Genomic DNA, 16,918 nt, shown 5'->3' on the forward strand with positions numbered 1-16,918 from the left:
AAAGAGGGGGTCAGTGGGTGGCGGGGGCGGTGGCGTGGCCGTCGACGAGGTGGAGTTCGGTGTCGCAGGCCGCCGCGGCTTGGGGGTCGTGGGTGGCGAAGACGACGGCGGCGCCGCGGTCGGCTTCGGCGCGCAGCAGGGTCAGCACGGTCTGGCGGTTGGCGGCGTCGAGTTCGCTGGTGACCTCGTCGGCCAGCAGCACCGGGCCGCGCAGGGCCAGGCCGCGGGCGATCGCCGTACGCTGCTGCTGCCCGCCGGACAGCTCCTCGACCAGCTGCTCGCCCTGGTTGGCCAGGCCGACCCGCTCCAGCGCCTCGGCGGTGAGCCGGCGCGCGTCGGCGGCCCGCACCCCCGCCGACACCAGCGCGACCAGGATGTTCTCGGCCGCGGTCAGGGTCGGGGCGAGCCCGTTGTGCTGCGGGATCAGGATGATGCCCTGGCCGGCAGCCTGGTCGCGGTCGCGCAGCGGGGTGCCGTCGAGGGTGACCTGGCCCTCGACCGGGCGCAGCAGCCCGGCCAGCGCCCAGAGCAGCGTGGTCTTGCCCGCGCCCGACGCGCCCGTGACGGCCAGGATGCGGCCCGGCTGGGCGGCGACGCTGATGTCGCGCAGCACCGCCCGGTCCTTGCCGTACGCCATGGTGATGCGGTCGGCCAGCAGCATCCGGGTCATCAGGCCACCTCACGGCTGTAGTCGGGGACGATCTGCCCGCGCCGGGAGTACGCCGCCGCGTCGTCCTCGGGCTCGTACTCGTCGGCGGCCACGAGCGCGCTGCCCGGCTGGGCGGCATGGGCCGGGGCCAGCAGGACCGTGCCGTCGGGGCGCGCATGCACCCGCAGCTTGGTGCCCGGCGGGAGCAGGGCCAGCACGTCGGGCGGCAGGTGCACCGAGCCGTCCCGGCCGACCACGGCGAACTCCTCGCCGAGCCGGCCCTCGCCACCGACCCGCCCGTCGCGGATGGTGACCTGGCGGCCCATGCCCGCACCGACCTCGGGGTCGTGGGTGACCACGACGACCGTGGTGCCGTTGCGGCGCACCGACTCCAGGGCCGCGATGACCTCGTCGCGGGCGACGGAGTCGAGCTGGCTGGTCGGCTCGTCGGCGAGCAGCAGCCCCGGCTTGTGCGCCAGCGCGACGGCCAGCGCCAGGCGCTGCCGCTCGCCGGGGGTCAGCTCGTGCGGGCGCTGGCGCAGCCGGCCGCGTACGCCGAGCAGGCCGACCAGGGCCAGCACGTCGCGCGGGGCCGGCAGGTCGGCGACGCCGTGGGAGCGGGCGGCCCGCTGGGCGAAGCGCACGTTCTGCTCGGCGGTCAGGTACGGCAGCAGGTTGCGCTCGGCGCCCTGCAGCACGACGCCGACCTCGGTGGCGCGCATCCGGGCGAGGTCCGCCTCGGACGCCTTGGCCAGGTCGGTCTCGCCGACGGTGGCCCGCCCGGCGGCCGGCCGGATCAGCCCGGCCAGCAGCGAGAGCAGCGTGGACTTGCCGGAGCCGGACGGGCCCAGCAGGGCCACCGACTCGCCGGGCGCGATATCCAGGTCCACCCCGCCGAGGGCGACCACGTCGTACCCTTCGAGCCGGTAGATGTAGACCAGGCCGCGACAGGTAACCGTGCCGTTCACCGGCCGCCTCCTCGGATCAGTTCGGGGGTGGCCCGCTTGACCAGCCGGCCGCCGCGTACCACCGCCAGCACGAGCACCAGCAGCGCACCGGCGATCGCCAGCGGCAGCGCGTCCAGGGCGAGGCCGGGCACGAGCGCGCCGAGCACGTCCCCGGTCAGGTTCGGCGCGCCGGCCGTGCCGACGGTGACCAGCGGGATGCCGGGCAGCATCAGCGCCGCGGCCCCGACGCCGACCAGCAGCCCGACGACCATCGGCAGGCCGATCAGCGCGAGCCGTTCCCGCCGCAGGCTGCGGCGCAGCACGTTGGGGCGTACGCCGGTGACGCGCAGCGCGGCCAGCTCGGCGCGGCGGTCGCCGGCGCCCAGCCGGGTGCTGAGCATGAGCACGCCCAGCGCGAGCAGCGCGGCCGCGATACCGGCCAGCAGGTAGAGCCGCAGCCCCAGCGCGGGGGCGCGACGACCCAGCCGGGCCAGCTCGTCCGGCACGGTCTCGGTGCGCAGCACCTGCACACCCAGACCGGCGAGCTTCGCGGCGAGGTCGGCCGGGGCGTCCGGCGCGGCCCACACCTCGTAGCGCAGGTCGCTCGCGTCGGACAGACCCTGCGTCACCGAGGCGGCCCGGGTCGCCAGGTCGAGGTCGAACAGCAGGCCGCGCTCACCCGCGCGGGGCAGCAGGGCGGCCTTCTCCAGCACGCTGAACCCCTGCGGGGCCTCGGCGAACGCGGGCAGGTCGAAGTGCTCCGGGTCGTCGCTGCTCGGTGCGGGGCCGGCCAGCACCGCGGGCAGCTCCGCTGGGGTGTCCAGGTAGGAGACGAGCACGTCGCCCTGGTCGGCGGAGTTCACGCTGAGGCCGAGCTGCGCGCCGGGGGTGACCCGTACGGTCGCGTTGGGCGTGCGGTCGACCAGGAAGCGCCACGCCGACGACTCCGCGAAGCGCAGCGGCAGCTGCTGCCCGCCGGAGCTGAGCGACTGCACGGTCAGCTCCGCCTGCACCGGGCCGCTCTCGCCGGGTTCCCGGCCGACCGCCAGGCCGACCAGGCGGCATGGCGTGCCCGCGCAGGCGGGCGTGGCAGCGGTGTAGTTGCGCGTGCCCTCCCGCAGCCTGCCCAGCCAGACGATGCTCGGCGGCTCACCCGGCGAGGACAGCACCGCGCCCAGCCGGGCCGGCGTCGTGCCGAGCGATCCCACCGCGGCCCGCGCGGTCAGCTGCGCGCCGACCTCGGCGGCCTGCGGCGCGTCGGCACGCAGCCGGCCCGCGAGCAGCGACAGCGTGGCGGCGTCGTGGTCGCGCCAGATGGCGACGGCGGGCAGCCGCTCGGACTGCACGCCGAGCAGCTCGACGCGCTGGTTGTTGTAGAGCTCGTCGACGCGCACCACGGCCATCGAACGGTTCGTCGGATCGGCCGCGGCCAGCGCCTTGACCAGCGCCTGCGGGTGATCGGCGGAGACGGCGTAGACGGTCGGCGCGCCGACCGCGTCGTCGGCCCGCTGGGCGCGGGCGTCGGCCGCGACGTCCCAGGCGGTGGCGGAGAAGGTCAGCAGCGCGACGGCGGCGGTGAGCACCGCGACGGTGCGGGCCGCACCCGGCCGGCGCGACAGCTGCGCCGCGGACAGCATGGCGGGCAGGCGGCCGCGGCGGCGGGCCAGGCCCAGCCGCACCCGCGACCAGAGGCTCAGCAGCCGGCCCGCGAGCACGCCCGCGACGATGGCCAGCGCCGCCGGGGCCAGCAGCGCCAGCGGAGCCGAACGGTCGCGCAGGGCCGCGGCCAGCGAGGCGATCGCCAGCGCGGCGGCCACGCCCTCCAGCACGCCCGCGCGCCAGGTGCCGCGCTGCGGCACGCGCCGCAGCAGGCCGAGCACGCTGCGGCCGAGCGTGGCACGGGCGGCCAGCCAGGCGGCGAAGCAGGCGATCAGCAGGCCGCCCACGGCGGCGGCGAGCACGGGCCACCGGATCTCGGTGTGTACGCCCTCGGCGAGCACCGAGCGCGCGGCCAGCTCGACGGCGCCCAGCCCGGCCGCCAGGCCCAGCGGTGCGCCGAGCACGATCAGCAGCAGCGTCTCACCCAGTCCGAACCGGACCGTGCCGCCGGTGCCGTAGCCGCGCAGCCGGGCCAGCGCCAGCTCCGGGCCGCGCTCCTCGGTCAGCGCCGCGACCAGCAACAGCAGCACGACGAACGCCAGCAGCACCAGCGGCACCGCGATGATGGGCACGGTCCGGGCAAGCGCGTCCTGGTCCTTGGCGGCGTCCTCGACGATCGACGGGAGCGCCGTCTCGACCTGCAGCTCGAACCCGTTCAGCGCCAGGCCGAGCGTGCCCAGCTCGTCGCGCAGCGCGGTGACGTCGTCCAGCCGCACCTGCCCGGGACGCAGCGGGTACGTCACGGACAGCGTGACCGGCACCGCGTCGCCGAGCCGCACGTCGTCCTCGGCGCCGGTGAACACGGCGTCCAGGCGCGGCGCGCCCTCGCCACCCGACTGGGCCTGCGCGAAGTAGCCGTTGTTGCCCCAGTAGGACTCGTCCGGGGCGAGCGGGGTGTAGAGGCCGACGACCTCGTACGACCGGACGGCCGCGTCGCCCTGCGCGGGGCGTACCGACACCTTGTCGCCGACCTCGACGCCGGCCTCGGCCGCGGCACGCTCGCTGAGCAGCACCTGCTCGGCGTCGATGGCGCAGTCGCCGGTGATCCGCAGGTGCGCGCACGCGCCCTGGTGCCAGGCCAGCCGGGCCGCGAAGCGGTTGGTGCGAGTGCTGCTCAGGGTCGTGTCGACGCTGACCGAGCCGACGGGCCGGTCCAGCACCGCGGCCAGGTGCGGCGCCTTGGCCAGCGCCCCGTTGACCGTGGCCTGGGTGTCACCGACCGGCTGGTGGGCCGCCTCGGCGGTGTCCGCGCTGCCCTCGGCGGTCACGCTGACCGCGGCGGCGGTGGCCGGGGCCGCGCTCAGCGCGTCGGTCAGCACCGACTGCTGCGCGGCGCGGCCGTATGCCGGGGCGAGCACCGCCGCGGCGGTGGCGAACGCCGCGAGCGCCAGCACCACCGCCGACCGGCCGGAGCGGTGCCGGATGCCCCGCATCATGACGGACCAACCGGTCACCGTCGCCTCCACGCGTAAGAGCCCTATGTGCCCCGACACCTTAGCGATTGGTCAGTCCACCCGTGAAGCCGCTTCGCCTATCGTTGCCAACCCGCATCCGAGCAGCTCTCCGGGCGGATTCACCTGCTCACAGAGCGTTAGCGACACCGGCGCTCAGCCGTTGCGCCGGCGGGTGCAGAGCAAGCGAATGGGTGCAGAGCAAAGTCGCCGACACCTCATATACCCGCGCCCGGCGCGGTGCCGGTCAGACCAGTTCGTCGAGCAGCTGGGTGGCTGCGGCGTACGGGTCGAGGGAGCCGGCGACGACCTTGTCGGCGAGCGCGGCGAGCCCCTCGCCCGGCAGCTCGGCGAAGCGGGCGCGCAGCTGGCCCAGGGCCAGTGCCTCGATCTCGGCGGCGGCACGGCGACGGCGGCGGACCGTCAGCTGGTCGGTGTCGACCAGCCAGCTGCGGTGTTCCTCGATCGCGGCGATGATGCCGTCGATGCCCTCCGCACGCGCCGCGACGGCCTTGACCACGCGCGGCCGCCAGTCTCCGGGGCCGCGGTCCGAGCCGCCGAGGGCGATCATGCCCTGGATGTCGCGGTGGGTGGCCTCGACGCCGTCGCGGTCGGCCTTGTTGATGACGAAGATGTCGGCGATCTCCAGGATGCCGGCCTTGACGGCCTGGATCGCGTCGCCCATGCCGGGCGCGAGCAGCACCAGGGTGGTGTCGGCCAGCGAGGCGATCTCGACCTCGGCCTGCCCCACCCCGACCGTCTCCACGAGCACGACGTCGAAGCCGACGCCCGCGAGCACGCGTACCGCCGCCGGGGTGGCCGCCGACAGCCCGCCGAGATGGCCCCGGCTGGACATGGACCGGATGTAGACGCCGGGGTCGGTGGCGTGGTCCTGCATGCGGATCCGGTCGCCGAGGATCGCCCCGCCGGTGTACGGGCTCGACGGGTCGATCGCCAGCACGGCGACCCGCCTGCCGGCCGCCCGGAACGCCCGCACGAGCTCGTTGGTCGTAGTCGACTTGCCCACACCCGGCGACCCGGTCAGCCCGACGACGATCGCACCGCCCGCGGTGGGCGCCAGCGTCGCCGCGATCTCCGGCAGCGCCGCCGCCCCCGACTCGACCAGCGTGATCAGCCGCGCCACCGCCCTGGCCTCCCCCTCGCGCGCCCGCGCGACGAGTTCGGCCACCGACCGCTGCGGCGCGGGCGACGGGGACGGCGTGCTCGGCTCGGTCATCAAGTCACCAATCAACGGCGGGACGGGGTCAGCAGGTGCGCCTCAACTCTTGAAGAGTCGCGGCTTCCGGTCACCCGGATTGCCGCGACTCTTCAAGAGTTGCGCCACGGAGGGCGGCGCGGTGCGCCGGGGGCGGCGCGGAGCGGCGCCCCCGGGCGGTGGTGGGTCAGGGGGCGACCTTGAGGATGAGGGCGTCGCCCTGGCCGCCGCCGCCGCAGAGGGCGGCCGCGCCGGTGCCGCCGCCGCGGCGCTTGAGTTCCAGGGCCAGGGTCAGGGCCAGGCGGGCGCCGGACATGCCGATCGGGTGGCCCAGCGCGATCGCGCCGCCGTTGACGTTCACGATCTCCGGGGAGATGCCCAGGTCACGGGTGGACTGGATGCCGACCGCGGCGAACGCCTCGTTGATCTCGACGAGGTCGAGGTCGGCGGCGGTCAGTCCCTCCTTGGCCAGCGCCTGCTTGATGGCGTTGGCGGGCTGGGCGTGCAGCGAGTTGTCCGGGCCGGCCACGTTGCCGTGCGCGCCGATCTCGGCGAGCCAGGTCAGGCCCAGCTCCTGCGCCTTCTCCTTGCGCATGACCACGACCGCGGCCGCGCCGTCGGAGATCGGCGAGGAGGAGCCGGCGGTGATGGTGCCGTCCTTGGCGAACGCCGGGCGCAGCCGGCCCAGCGTCTCCACCGTCGTGTCGGGGCGTACGCCCTCGTCCTCGCTGATCACGATCGGGTCGCCCTTGCGGGCCGGGATGGTGACCGGGGCGATCTCCTCGGCGAAGCGGCCGTCCTTGATCGCGGCGGCGGCGCGCTGGTGCGACGCGGCGGCGAAGGCGTCCTGCTCCTCGCGGCTGATCTCGTAGCGGCCGTTGTGGCGCTCGGTCGACTCGCCCATCGAGCAGTTGTCCCAGGCGTCGGACAGGCCGTCGTGGGCCATGTGGTCCTTGACCACGACGTCGCCGTACTTGTAGCCGGTGCGCTGGCCGATCATCAGGTGCGGCGCGTTGGTCATCGACTCCATGCCGCCGGCCACCACGATGTCGAACTCGCCGGCCCGGATCAGCTGGTCGGCCAGCGCGATCGCGTCGAGGCCGGACAGGCAGACCTTGTTCACGGTGAGCGCGGGCACGCTCATCGGGATGCCGGCCCCCACGGCCGCCTGGCGGGCGGTGATCTGGCCGCCGCCGGCCTGCAGCACCTGACCCATGATCACGTACTGCACCTGGTCGGGGGAGACCCCGGCGCGCTCCAGGGCGGCCTTGATGGCGACCGACCCGAGCTGCGTGGCCGACAGGTCCTTCAGGTTGCCGAGCAGGCGGCCCATCGGGGTGCGCGCTCCGCTCACGATCACAGAAGTCATGGTGTACCCCTCCGAGTGGCCTGGTTCACGTATCGCCTTAACGATGGTTCGGTCAGACTAACCGCATGACCGATCCCGCATCCCTGTCGACCTCATCACAGGGCATTCCGTCACAGTCCGTGGGTCTGCAGCGCATCGATCACGTGGGCATCGCGGTGCCGGATCTCGACGCCGCCATCGCCTTCTACGAAGGTACGTTCGGGATGACCTGCGTGCACACGGAGACCAACGAGGAGCAGGGCGTCCGCGAGGCGATGCTCCAGGTGGGGCCGAGCCCCGACGGCGGGGCCGTGCAGCTGCTCGCGCCGCTGCGCCCCGACTCCCCCATCGGCAGGTTCCTCGACCGCAGCGGCCCCGGCATCCAGCAGATGGCGTACACCGTCGCCGACATCGACGCGACCTGCGCCGCCCTGCGCGAGCGCGGCGTACGGCTGCTCTACGAGGTCCCCAAGCGCGGCACCGCCGGCTCGCGGATCAACTTCGTGCACCCCAAGGACGCCGGCGGCGTGCTTGTCGAACTGGTGGAGCCCGGCCACGGCCACTGAACCACCGTGCGGCCACGGCGGCTGAATGATCGTTAAGCCGAGCGTGGACTTTTTCACAGAAGCGTTCCCGCCGAAGCTACCGACCAGTAACGTCCGGCTCACCTGACCCGCCATGTGTGCCCGACCACATGGCGACCCGCAGGAGGGCCCGCCAAGGATGGCCCGCAGACCCGGAACTCACCGCCCGCAGCGCGAGCGCGGGACGCCGCAGTTCCCTCACCATGGAGGTGGCGCCGTGCAAGACATCCTCGACGTGATCATGGAAGCCGAGAACGCGGCCGACCCGGCCGCGCGGCTGCGGAGCCTGGCCGACGTGCCGGTGCCCGCCTCCTACCAGGGAATGGTGGTACGCGAGGACGAGACCGCCATGTTCGACGGACTGGCCACTCGCGACAAGGACCCGCGTAAGGCTCTCCACCTGCAGGAAGTGCCGGTGCCGGAGCTGGGTCCGGGCGAGGCGCTGATCGCCGTGATGGCCAGTGCGGTCAACTACAACACGGTGTGGACGTCCATTTTCGAGCCGTTGTCGACGTTCGGGTTCCTGAAGCGATACGGACGGTTGTCGGCGCTGACGAAGCGGCACGACCTGCCGTACCACGTGGTGGGTTCGGACGCGGCGGGCGTGGTGCTGCGCACCGGCGCGGGCGTGACGAAGTGGCAGGCCGGCGACCAGGTCGTGGCGCACTGCCTCAACGTCGAGCTGGAGGACGCGGCCGGCCACGACGACACCATGCTCGACCCGCAGCAGCGCATCTGGGGCTTCGAGACCAACTTCGGCGGCCTGGCCCAGCTGGCGATCGTCAAGGCCAACCAGCTGATGCCCAAGCCCGCCCACCTGACCTGGGAGGAGGCGGCCAGCCCGGGGCTGGTCAACTCCACCGCGTACCGGCAGCTGGTCTCGCACCACGGCGCGAACATGAAGCAGGGCGACGTCGTGCTGATCTGGGGCGCGAGCGGCGGCCTCGGCTCGTACGCCACGCAGATGGCACTCAACGGCGGCGCGATCCCGGTGTGCGTGGTGTCCTCTCCGGAGAAGGCCGAGATCTGCCGCCGCATGGGCGCCGACCTGATCATCGACCGCGCGGCCGAGGGCTACAGGTTCTGGTCCGATGAGCACACCCAGGACCCTGCCGAGTGGAAGCGGTTCGGAGCCCGCATCCGGGAGCTGACCGGCGGCGAGACTGGGTTCCCACAAGATCCCGACATCGTGTTCGAGCACCCGGGCCGGGAGACCTTCGGTGCCAGCGTGTACGTCGCCAAGAAGGGCGGCACCATCGTCACTTGCGCCTCGACCAGCGGCTACGAGCACCAGTACGACAACCGCTACCTGTGGATGTCGCTCAAGCGCATCATCGGCAGCCACTTCGCGAACTACCGCGAGGCGTGGGAGGCCAACCGCCTGATCGACCTGGGCCGGGTGCACCCGACGCTGTCGAAGGTGTTCCCCCTGGAGCAGACCGGACAAGCCGCCTACGAGGTGCACCGCAACACGCACCAGGGCAAGGTGGGCGTGCTCTGCCTCGCCCCCGAGGAGGGTCTGGGCGTACGCGACCAGGAGAAGCGGGCCCGCCATCTGCCCGCGATCAACCGCTTCCGCGGAGTGTGACCCAGGGGCTCACCACGGGCGAGGACACGGAAGGCGGAAGCGCAACGGAGCGCTTCCGCCTTCCGGCATTTCCGGCAATACTGACTATTGGCTTCCGTTATGGATCTTCCGGCCGGAATAGCACTGGCACTTTTGGCCCCTCCGGCCCACATCCGGTGGGCGAAAGTGACCCCACGCCCTTGCGCGACACCCGGGGTCATCTGCGAGTATGTCCCAATGTCCCAGCCTCCCTCCTCCGTCGCGTTCTTCGAAGGCGCGAATACCCAACAAGACTTCACAGTCGTCCTGCGCGGTTTCGACCGCGAGCAGGTAAACGCGTTTGTCGGTCGCCTGAACGCTCAGCTTGCCCAGTCGGAGCAGGCACGCGCGGAGGCCGAGCAGCGCATGAACGACGCCCAGCGTCGTCTGCGCCAGGCTGAGCAGCGCCTCAACTCGGTCGAGCAGAAGCTGACCGACACGAGCAAGCAGCTGGAAGAGAACAGCCGTCCCACTCTGTCCGGTCTCGGCACCCGCGTGGAGCAGATCCTGCGCCTCGCCGAGGAGCAGGCCAACGACCACCGTGGCGAGTCCAAGCGCGAGTCCGAGGGCATCCTGTCCGCGGCCCGCCTCGAAGCCCGCGAGATCACCGACAAGGCGCGCGCCGAGGCCGCCGCCATGAAGGCGACCGCCGAGCGCGAGGCCGGGAACCTGCGCACCGCCGCCGAGCGCGAGGCCGCCGAGGTCCGGGTGCAGGCCCGCCGCGAGGCCGACACGCTGCGCGCCGACGCCGACCGCGAGACCAAGCAGCTGCGCACCGCCACCTCGCACGAGGTCGCCGAGCTGAAGGCCACCGTCGAGCGCGAGGTCGCGACGCTGCGCGCCACCGCCGAGCGGGAGATCACCCAGCTGCGTGCCAAGGCCGCCCGCGAGGCGGAGGAGAAGCGCGCCGAGGCCTCCAAGATGCTGGCCGACGCCCGGGACAAGCGCGACAAGGACCTGCAGGCCCTGCAGCTGGAGCTGGCCGAGCGCCGCGAGAAGTCCGAGCGCGAGGAGTCGCAGCGCCACTCCTCCGCCGTGGCCGCCACGCAGAAGCTGGTCGGCGAGGCCGAGGAGCGCGCCCGCGCCGCCGAGGACCGGGCCAAGGAGATCGAGCAGCGTGCCGAGGCGCGCCGGGTCGAGTCCGAGCGCACCGCCGTCGAGACGACCGAGAAGGCCCGCGTCGCCGCGGAGAAGGCCGTCAACGAGGCCAAGGCCGAGGCGCACCGCCTGGTGTCCGAGGCCCGCAACGAGGCCGAGCTGACCACCACGGCCGCCCGCCGCGAGGTCGACGACCTCACCCGCCAGAAGAACGCGGTCACCGCGCAGCTCGGCCAGATGCTGTCCGGCCTCGCCGGCATCGTCCCGGGCGTCGGTGCACCGGCCCCGGCTGCCGCCGAGGAGAAGCCGAAGGCCGAGAAGGCCGAATAACGACCCGATCCACATCTGATCACGCCGCGCCCGGCACCTGTCGGGCGCGGCGTGACCTTTTATGTGAGGATGGACCGCATGTCGCACGGCGGAGATCTGTTCGCACTCGGTGAGGGCGTCTCATCGGAACCCAGCTTCGATACGTCCCTCAAGGGGTTCGACAAGAAGCAGGTGAACCGATACGTCGTCCAGGTCGAGTCCGAGCTGGCGACCCTGGCCGCCGAGCGGGACCAGGCCATCTCACAGCTGCAGGCGCTGGCCGGGCAGGTGCAGCAGCTCCAGCTGGAGCTCGCCGACGCCGCCCGCCGCGCCGTGCCGTCCCGGGTCTCCTTCCGGCACCTGGGCTCGCGAGTGGAGCAGATCCTCTCCCTGGCCGAGGACCAGGCCGACGACCTGCGCAACGGCGCCGCCCAGGAGATCGCCGACCAGCGCGCCGAGGCCGAGCGGCTGCTCGCCGACGCCCGTGACCGCGCCGCCACCGCGTCCCGCGACTTCGATCTGGCGCTGGCCTCCCGCCGCGCCGAGGAGCGCAAGGCCGAGGAGCAGCACCGCACCGAGCTGACCGAGGAGACGCAGCGCCTGCGCGCCGAGGCACGCGAGCTGCTCAGCCACGCCCAGACGGAGGCGCAGGGCACCCGCACCGCCGCGGCGCAAGAGGCCGCCTCGCGGCGCATCCAGGCCGACAAGGAGATCGCCGCCGCGCGCGCCGAGACCGAGCGCCACGCGGCGGAGAGCCGCGCCCAGGCCGAGCAGCAGCTCGCCGCGGCCGCCGCGGAGGCCGAGCAGCGGGTCGCGGCCGCCACGGCCGAAGCCGAGCAGCGGGTGGCCGCGGCGAACGCGGAAGCCGAGCGGCAGCTCGCCGCCGCGACCGCGGCGGCCGCGCAGAAGCTGGCCGAGGTCGAGATCCAGGCGACCCAGCGCACCGACCAGGCCGAGCAGGAGGTGGCGCTGGCCCGCGGGCGGGCCGCCGCCGAGCAGGCCGCCGCGGACACGGCCAAGCAGCAGTACGAGGACGGCCAGACCCGCCTGGTGGCGATGCGGGCCGACATCACGCAGGTCGAGCACCGGCTGGCTGAGCTGAAGCAGCAGCTGCACGTCGAGCTGGAGCGGCTGGCCAAGGCCCAGCGCGAGGCCGAGGAGGCCGAGCGCCGCCGCGCCGAGGCGTCGCGCTCCGCTGAGGCGTCGCATTCTGCGGAGGAGCCGCGTGCCGCAGAGGAGCCGACGCAGGCCATCGCGATGCCGGCCCCTCCCGCACCGGTGGCTCCCCCGGCATCGGCCGCAGTGCCGGCACCCGCCTCACCGGCCCAGGCCGGACCGGCGCAGCAGCCCGGTCAGCCGCAGGTGGCCGGGTCTCCGGCCGGCGACGAGCCTACGATCATGCTCGCCGGCAACGAGCCCACCATCAGCCTCGACGGCAGCAGCAGCGACGCCGGCGCCGCCAACCGCTAAGCCGTTCGCCGTCGCGCGTCCCGCCGCGCCGCGGCTCCGCTTTCCATAGACATTGGCCTATCTCATCGACTCCGGTGGCCGGATTTTCGATGAGATAGGCCAACGTCTATCACGAGACGGGTGCGACGCGGCGCGACCGTGCGGCTCCGCCCGGCAGTGGACCTGTGCTCAGCCGTGATCAGCGGGGCTTGTCGGCGAAGGCGGCGACGGTGCGGTCGGCGTACGCGCTGGCGTCGCCGTACTCCATGGGGCCGGGCCAGTCCTTGGGGAGCGGGGTCTCGACCTCGGGGGCGACGCGGCGGACGATCTCGTCCAGCACCGTCTCGGCGTCGCCGACCCACAGGTGCTTCGCGCCGGGCACACCCACGACCTCGGCGTGCGGGATCGCAGCGAAGCGCTCCTTCGCCTCGGCCGGGCGCAGGTAGTCGTCGTGCTCGGGCACGAGCGCGGTCACCGGGCGGCGCGACTCCGCCCATACCGCCAGATCCTCGGGCTTGGCGAAGCGCAGTGGCGGGGACAGCAGGATCGCCCCGGCGATCGCCGGATCGCAGCCGTACTTGAGGGCCAGGTCGGTGCCGAAGGACCAGCCGACCAGCCACAGGTTCGGCAGCTCGTGGAACTCGGCGTACTCGATGGCGGCGGCGACGTCGAAGCGCTCCCCCACCGCGTGGTCGAACACGCCCTCGCTGGTGCCGCGCACGCTGGACGTGCCGCGGCTGTTGAAGCGCAGCACGGCGATCCCGGCCAGCGCCGGCAGCCGCCAGGCGGCCTTGCGGTACACGTGGCTGTCCATCATGCCGCCGTGGGTGGGCAGCGGATGCAGGCAGATCAGGGTCGCGACCGGGTCGCGGTCGGCGGGCAGCGCCAGCTCCCCGACCAGCTTCAACCCGTCGGCGGTATGCAGTTCGATGTCCTGGCGCCGAGCGGGCAGGATCGAATTGGCACGGATCGCGGTCACGCCTACAGTCTGCCCGCGCACGGGGCCGCTCTACCCCCTGACGTCGCGGTGATCACACCGGCCCGCTCACCCGTAACGGGGCGCGTTCCGGGACCGTTCGACGTTGGGTTTGCGCTGGTGCCGACCCTGCCAGCAGCTGCTGTGCCAGTGCCTGCGGTCGCCCGCGTCGCCCCACCCCTGGGACGGCCACGCGACCACGTGCGGCACCCCCGGCCGGATGTCCTGGTGGCACCCCGGGCACTTGTAGACCTTGTCCGACCGCTCGCCGCTCAGATGCCGGACGGTGAACTCCCCGTCCGGATCGTCGTGCACGTACTCCACCCCGCGCCGGGACATGGCCTCATCAAGATCGCGCTCAGGCCGATCCTTCTTGTTGTTACGACGCGGACTCATGTCCCCAAGATACGGCGCACCCCACCCACCTCGACGATCTTGGGTGAACTGTTGGGGATATGCCCGGTTAGGGCGTGTCATCCCCACAGTTCACGCAAGATCGCCGGGGTCCGGGTCAGCGGTGGGTGTGGTCGCGGAAGCCGCGGCCGGTTTTGCGGCCTAGGTAGCCGGCGGTGACGAGGTGTTCGAGGAGGGGGGCGGGGGAGAAGCCGGGCTCGCGGAGTTCGAGGTAGAGCTCGCGCTGGATGGCGAGGGAGACGTCCAGGCCGACCACGTCGAGGAGTTCGAAGGGGCCCATGGGGTAGCCGCAGCCGAGTTTCATGGCGGCGTCGATGTCGTCTGCGGTGGCGTAGCTGGCTTCGAGCATCTTCACCGCGTCGTTGAGGTACGGGAAGAGCAGGGCGTTGACGATGAAGCCGGCGCGGTCGGCGCAGTCCACGGCGGTCTTGCCGAGGCTGGAGACCACGGCGTCGGCGGTGGCCAGGGTGGCGGCGCTGGTACGGATGGTCGCGACGACCTCGATCAGCGGCATGACCTGGGCGGGGTTGAAGAAGTGCAGGCCGACCACGTCCGCGGGGCGGTGGGTGGCCATGGCGCACTCGACGACCGGCAGGCTCGACGTGGTCGTGGCCAGTACGGTGCCGGGCTTGCAGATCTCGTCGAGGCTGGCGAACAGCGCCTTCTTGACGCTCAGCTCCTCGACGACGGCCTCGACCACCATGTCCACGTCGGCCAGGTGGTCCAGGTTGGTGGACCAGGTGATCCGGCTGATCGCCGCGTCGCGGTCGGCCTCGCTGAGCTTGCCCCGCACCACGCCCTTGTTCAGCGAGGTCTTCACGGACTCGCAGACCTTCGCGGACTTCTCCGCGCCGCGGGTCACGCTCAGCACCTCGTACCCCGCCTTGGCGAAGACCTCGATGATGCCGGTGGCCATGGTGCCCGAGCCGACCACGCCGACGCTGCCGATCGGGCGCGCGGCGGCCTCGTGCTCCCCGGCGGCCGGGGTCAGCTCGTCGGCCACCACGACCGGCGAGCCCTGCTTCTCGTACGTGTAGAAGCCGCGGCCGGACTTGCGGCCCAGCAGGCCCGCCGTGACCATCTGCTTGAGCAGCGGGGCCGGGGCGTGCCGGCGGTCGCGGCCGCCGCGGCGGTACATGGTGTCCAGGATCTCGTACGCCGTGTCCAGGCCGATCAGGTCCATCAGCGCGAGCGGGCCCATCGGCAGGCCGCAGCCCAGCTTCATGGCCGCGTCGATGTCCTCGCGGGTGGCGTAGTGGTTCTCGAACATCGTCACGGCGTGGTTCAGGTAACCGAACAGCAGCGCGTTGGCGATGAACCCGGCCCGGTCGCTGATGGTCACGTCGGTCTTGCCGAGGCGGGCGATCAGCGCCTCCACGTCGGCGACGACCTCCGGCGCGGTCACCACGGTACGGATGATCTCGACCAGCTTCATCACCGGCGCGGGGTTGAAGAAGTGCACGCCGATGACCTGGTTGGGCCGGTGCGTGGCGACCGAGATCTCGGTGACCGACAGCGAGCTGGTGTTGGTGGCGAGGATGGCGTGCGGCGGGCAGACCTTGTCCAGCTCGGCGAAGATCGCCTGCTTGAGGTCCAGGTGCTCGGGCACCGCCTCGATCACGAAGTCGACGCTGTGCAGTGCCGCCAGGCCGACCTGGAAGTCGACTCGGGAATGCAGCGCGTCCCGGTCCTGCTCGGAGAGCTTGCCCTTGGCCACGGCGCGGTCGGTCGAGCCGGACAGGTTGGCCCGGCCCCGCTCCAGCGCGCCCTCGCTGATCTCGACGGCCACGACGTTCAGGCCGTTGCGCGCGAATACCTCGACGATGCCGGCGCCCATGGTGCCGAGGCCGACCACGCCCACCGTGTTGATTTCGCGAGCCACAGTGCCCATCCCATCTCCCGAACGATCGCTAAGGTTACTCGGGAGTCTGCCAGAGCCCCTGCGTCCCCACACCCTGTGCCGCAAGTGAACATAGCCACTCGTCACGTACCGAGTGAAGGAAGGGCACCTTGCCATCGCTCCGCGATGTACAAGGTGCCCTTCTTAACTTTCCGGGCGGCGTCGGCGCAGGCCACGAGGCCGCGCGGGTGGGTCAGGGCGCGGCGCGGACGGCGGCGGCCACGGTCTCGGCGCCCTCGCGGCCCAGGGTGATCGTGTAGTGGTTCACATCCGGCACGTCCGACTCGGTCACGCCGGGCAGCCACTCGCTCGCCCGGCCCGGCGGGTAGAGCGGGGCGTCCGGGTCGTCGAACATGCCGCGCGGGGCGCGCAGGAACACGGCGGGGCGGGGCAGGGGCTCGGGTGCCATGCCCGGCAGCGCGTAGAGGTCCTGGCCGTCGCGGACCGCAGCCTCCATCCGGCACGCGGCGCGCAGCTCCGGCTCCTGCCCGACCACGTCGTACGCGAGATACGCGTCCGCTCCCTCGGGCCACGGGCCGAACGACGGGTGCTGCCGCCACAGCGCCAGGTAAGCGTCCCGGTCCGGGAAGGTCATGGTCAGCCGGGCGAAGACGGCGCCCACGGTCGTGGCGATGGCCTCCTCCAGCGCGGCCGGCCCGGCCGACGGGTCGACGCCCGGCGGGAGCGGTAGCGGGGCCCCGCCGTCGACCAGAATCAGGCGCTCGACGAGGTCGGGGAAGCGGCGCGCGGTCTCGGCGACCACGAAGCCGCCCATGGAGTGGCCGACCAGGAGCACGGGTCCGTCGGCGTACGCCCGGATCACCTCGGCCACGTCGGCGGCGTGCGCGGCCATGCCGTACGGCCCCGGCAGGTCCCGGCTCCCGCCCCGGCCGCGCAGGTCCACCGCGACCACCCGGTGGTCACGCCCCAGCTCCGGCCCGATCAGGGTCCAGGCCAGGTGCGACGACGTGATGCCGTGCACCGCGACGATCACCGGACCGCGCTCACCCCAGACGCCCACCCGCAGCTCGCCGCCGCGCACGGGCACACCCTCCATCCGGTACGCCACAACGTCGCCCATCACCGCTCCCCACTCGCCGTGCGCCGGATGCTGCCACACCACGCGCATCCTGCCAGTGGTGTCCGCCCACACATCCCGGGCCGCCGGACGGTGCCGCACGCCGTCGTCGGCCGCACCGTCGGCGGTGCTCGCATCGCGATCGCTCCCGTGGCCGTCCAGGACGGCGCCGCGCGGCACGATCCGGTCTGCACCGTCGCGGCACACCGGACCGCGCCCTGAGCAGGGGCGTCT

At 73.0% G+C, this 16,918-nt stretch carries 13 protein-coding genes; 4 read left to right on the top strand and 9 right to left on the bottom strand.

Annotation, left to right across the window (positions count from 1 at the left end):
- Positions 1 to 10 precede the first annotated feature (10 nt).
- From Cco03nite_RS31455 to Cco03nite_RS31475, 5 genes are all read right to left on the bottom strand, one after another.
- Positions 11 to 670: an ABC transporter ATP-binding protein gene (locus Cco03nite_RS31455; protein WP_203696852.1), complete on the bottom strand. Its 660-nt coding sequence runs from the start codon at positions 668 to 670 to the stop codon at positions 11 to 13.
- The gene (locus tag Cco03nite_RS31460) at positions 670 to 1,617 is read right to left on the bottom strand and encodes an ABC transporter ATP-binding protein (RefSeq protein WP_203696854.1); all 948 of its coding nucleotides are present in this window, start codon (positions 1,615 to 1,617) and stop codon (positions 670 to 672) included. The genes Cco03nite_RS31455 and Cco03nite_RS31460 overlap by 1 nt, the downstream gene beginning before the upstream one ends.
- The gene (locus Cco03nite_RS31465) at positions 1,614 to 4,709 is read right to left on the bottom strand and encodes an FtsX-like permease family protein (protein ID WP_203696861.1); all 3,096 of its coding nucleotides are present in this window, start codon (positions 4,707 to 4,709) and stop codon (positions 1,614 to 1,616) included. Before Cco03nite_RS31465 ends, Cco03nite_RS31460 begins: the two co-directional genes overlap by 4 nt.
- A 244-nt stretch (positions 4,710 to 4,953) precedes the next feature.
- Positions 4,954 to 5,943, bottom strand: a complete 990-nt coding sequence (gene meaB, locus Cco03nite_RS31470; protein WP_203696869.1) for a methylmalonyl Co-A mutase-associated GTPase MeaB — start codon at positions 5,941 to 5,943, stop codon at positions 4,954 to 4,956.
- 166 nt (positions 5,944 to 6,109) lie between these two features.
- The gene (locus Cco03nite_RS31475; RefSeq protein WP_203696871.1) at positions 6,110 to 7,291 is read right to left on the bottom strand and encodes an acetyl-CoA C-acetyltransferase; all 1,182 of its coding nucleotides are present in this window, start codon (positions 7,289 to 7,291) and stop codon (positions 6,110 to 6,112) included.
- 65 nt (positions 7,292 to 7,356) lie between these two features.
- Between Cco03nite_RS31475 and mce the strand changes: the two genes are divergently transcribed.
- The 4 genes from mce to Cco03nite_RS31495 all read left to right on the top strand — a co-directional run bounded on the left by mce (position 7,357) and on the right by Cco03nite_RS31495 (position 12,337).
- Positions 7,357 to 7,836: a methylmalonyl-CoA epimerase gene (mce, locus tag Cco03nite_RS31480; protein ID WP_203696873.1), complete on the top strand. Its 480-nt coding sequence runs from the start codon at positions 7,357 to 7,359 to the stop codon at positions 7,834 to 7,836.
- A 235-nt stretch (positions 7,837 to 8,071) separates the two neighbouring features.
- Entirely contained in the window at positions 8,072 to 9,442 is a 1,371-nt protein-coding gene (gene ccrA, locus Cco03nite_RS31485) for a crotonyl-CoA carboxylase/reductase (protein ID WP_239167815.1), read from the top strand.
- A 216-nt stretch (positions 9,443 to 9,658) separates the two neighbouring features.
- The gene (locus Cco03nite_RS31490; RefSeq protein ID WP_203696874.1) at positions 9,659 to 10,888 is read left to right on the top strand and encodes a coiled-coil domain-containing protein; all 1,230 of its coding nucleotides are present in this window, start codon (positions 9,659 to 9,661) and stop codon (positions 10,886 to 10,888) included.
- 78 nt (positions 10,889 to 10,966) lie between these two features.
- A complete protein-coding gene (locus Cco03nite_RS31495; RefSeq protein ID WP_203696876.1) occupies positions 10,967 to 12,337 on the top strand; it encodes a coiled-coil domain-containing protein in 1,371 nt (456 codons plus the stop codon).
- Positions 12,338 to 12,515: 178 nt separating this feature from the next.
- Here Cco03nite_RS31495 and Cco03nite_RS31500 read toward each other — a convergent pair whose 3' ends face one another.
- The 4 genes from Cco03nite_RS31500 to Cco03nite_RS31515 all read right to left on the bottom strand — a co-directional run bounded on the left by Cco03nite_RS31500 (position 12,516) and on the right by Cco03nite_RS31515 (position 16,687).
- Entirely contained in the window at positions 12,516 to 13,295 is a 780-nt protein-coding gene (locus Cco03nite_RS31500; RefSeq protein ID WP_203696878.1) for an alpha/beta hydrolase, read from the bottom strand.
- Positions 13,296 to 13,361: 66 nt separating this feature from the next.
- Positions 13,362 to 13,688 carry an Rv1322 family protein gene (locus Cco03nite_RS31505; RefSeq protein WP_373314373.1) on the bottom strand — a complete coding sequence of 109 codons (327 nt, stop codon included), beginning with the start codon at positions 13,686 to 13,688 and terminating at the stop codon, positions 13,362 to 13,364.
- A 115-nt stretch (positions 13,689 to 13,803) separates the two neighbouring features.
- Positions 13,804 to 15,597: a 3-hydroxyacyl-CoA dehydrogenase family protein gene (locus Cco03nite_RS31510; protein WP_373314374.1), complete on the bottom strand. Its 1,794-nt coding sequence runs from the start codon at positions 15,595 to 15,597 to the stop codon at positions 13,804 to 13,806.
- 202 nt (positions 15,598 to 15,799) lie between these two features.
- Positions 15,800 to 16,687 carry an alpha/beta fold hydrolase gene (locus tag Cco03nite_RS31515; protein ID WP_203696880.1) on the bottom strand — a complete coding sequence of 296 codons (888 nt, stop codon included), beginning with the start codon at positions 16,685 to 16,687 and terminating at the stop codon, positions 15,800 to 15,802.
- Between the last annotated feature and the right edge of the window lie 231 nt (positions 16,688 to 16,918).

Source organism: Catellatospora coxensis, from assembly GCF_016862635.1.
GTDB lineage: Bacteria > Actinomycetota > Actinomycetes > Mycobacteriales > Micromonosporaceae > Catellatospora > Catellatospora coxensis.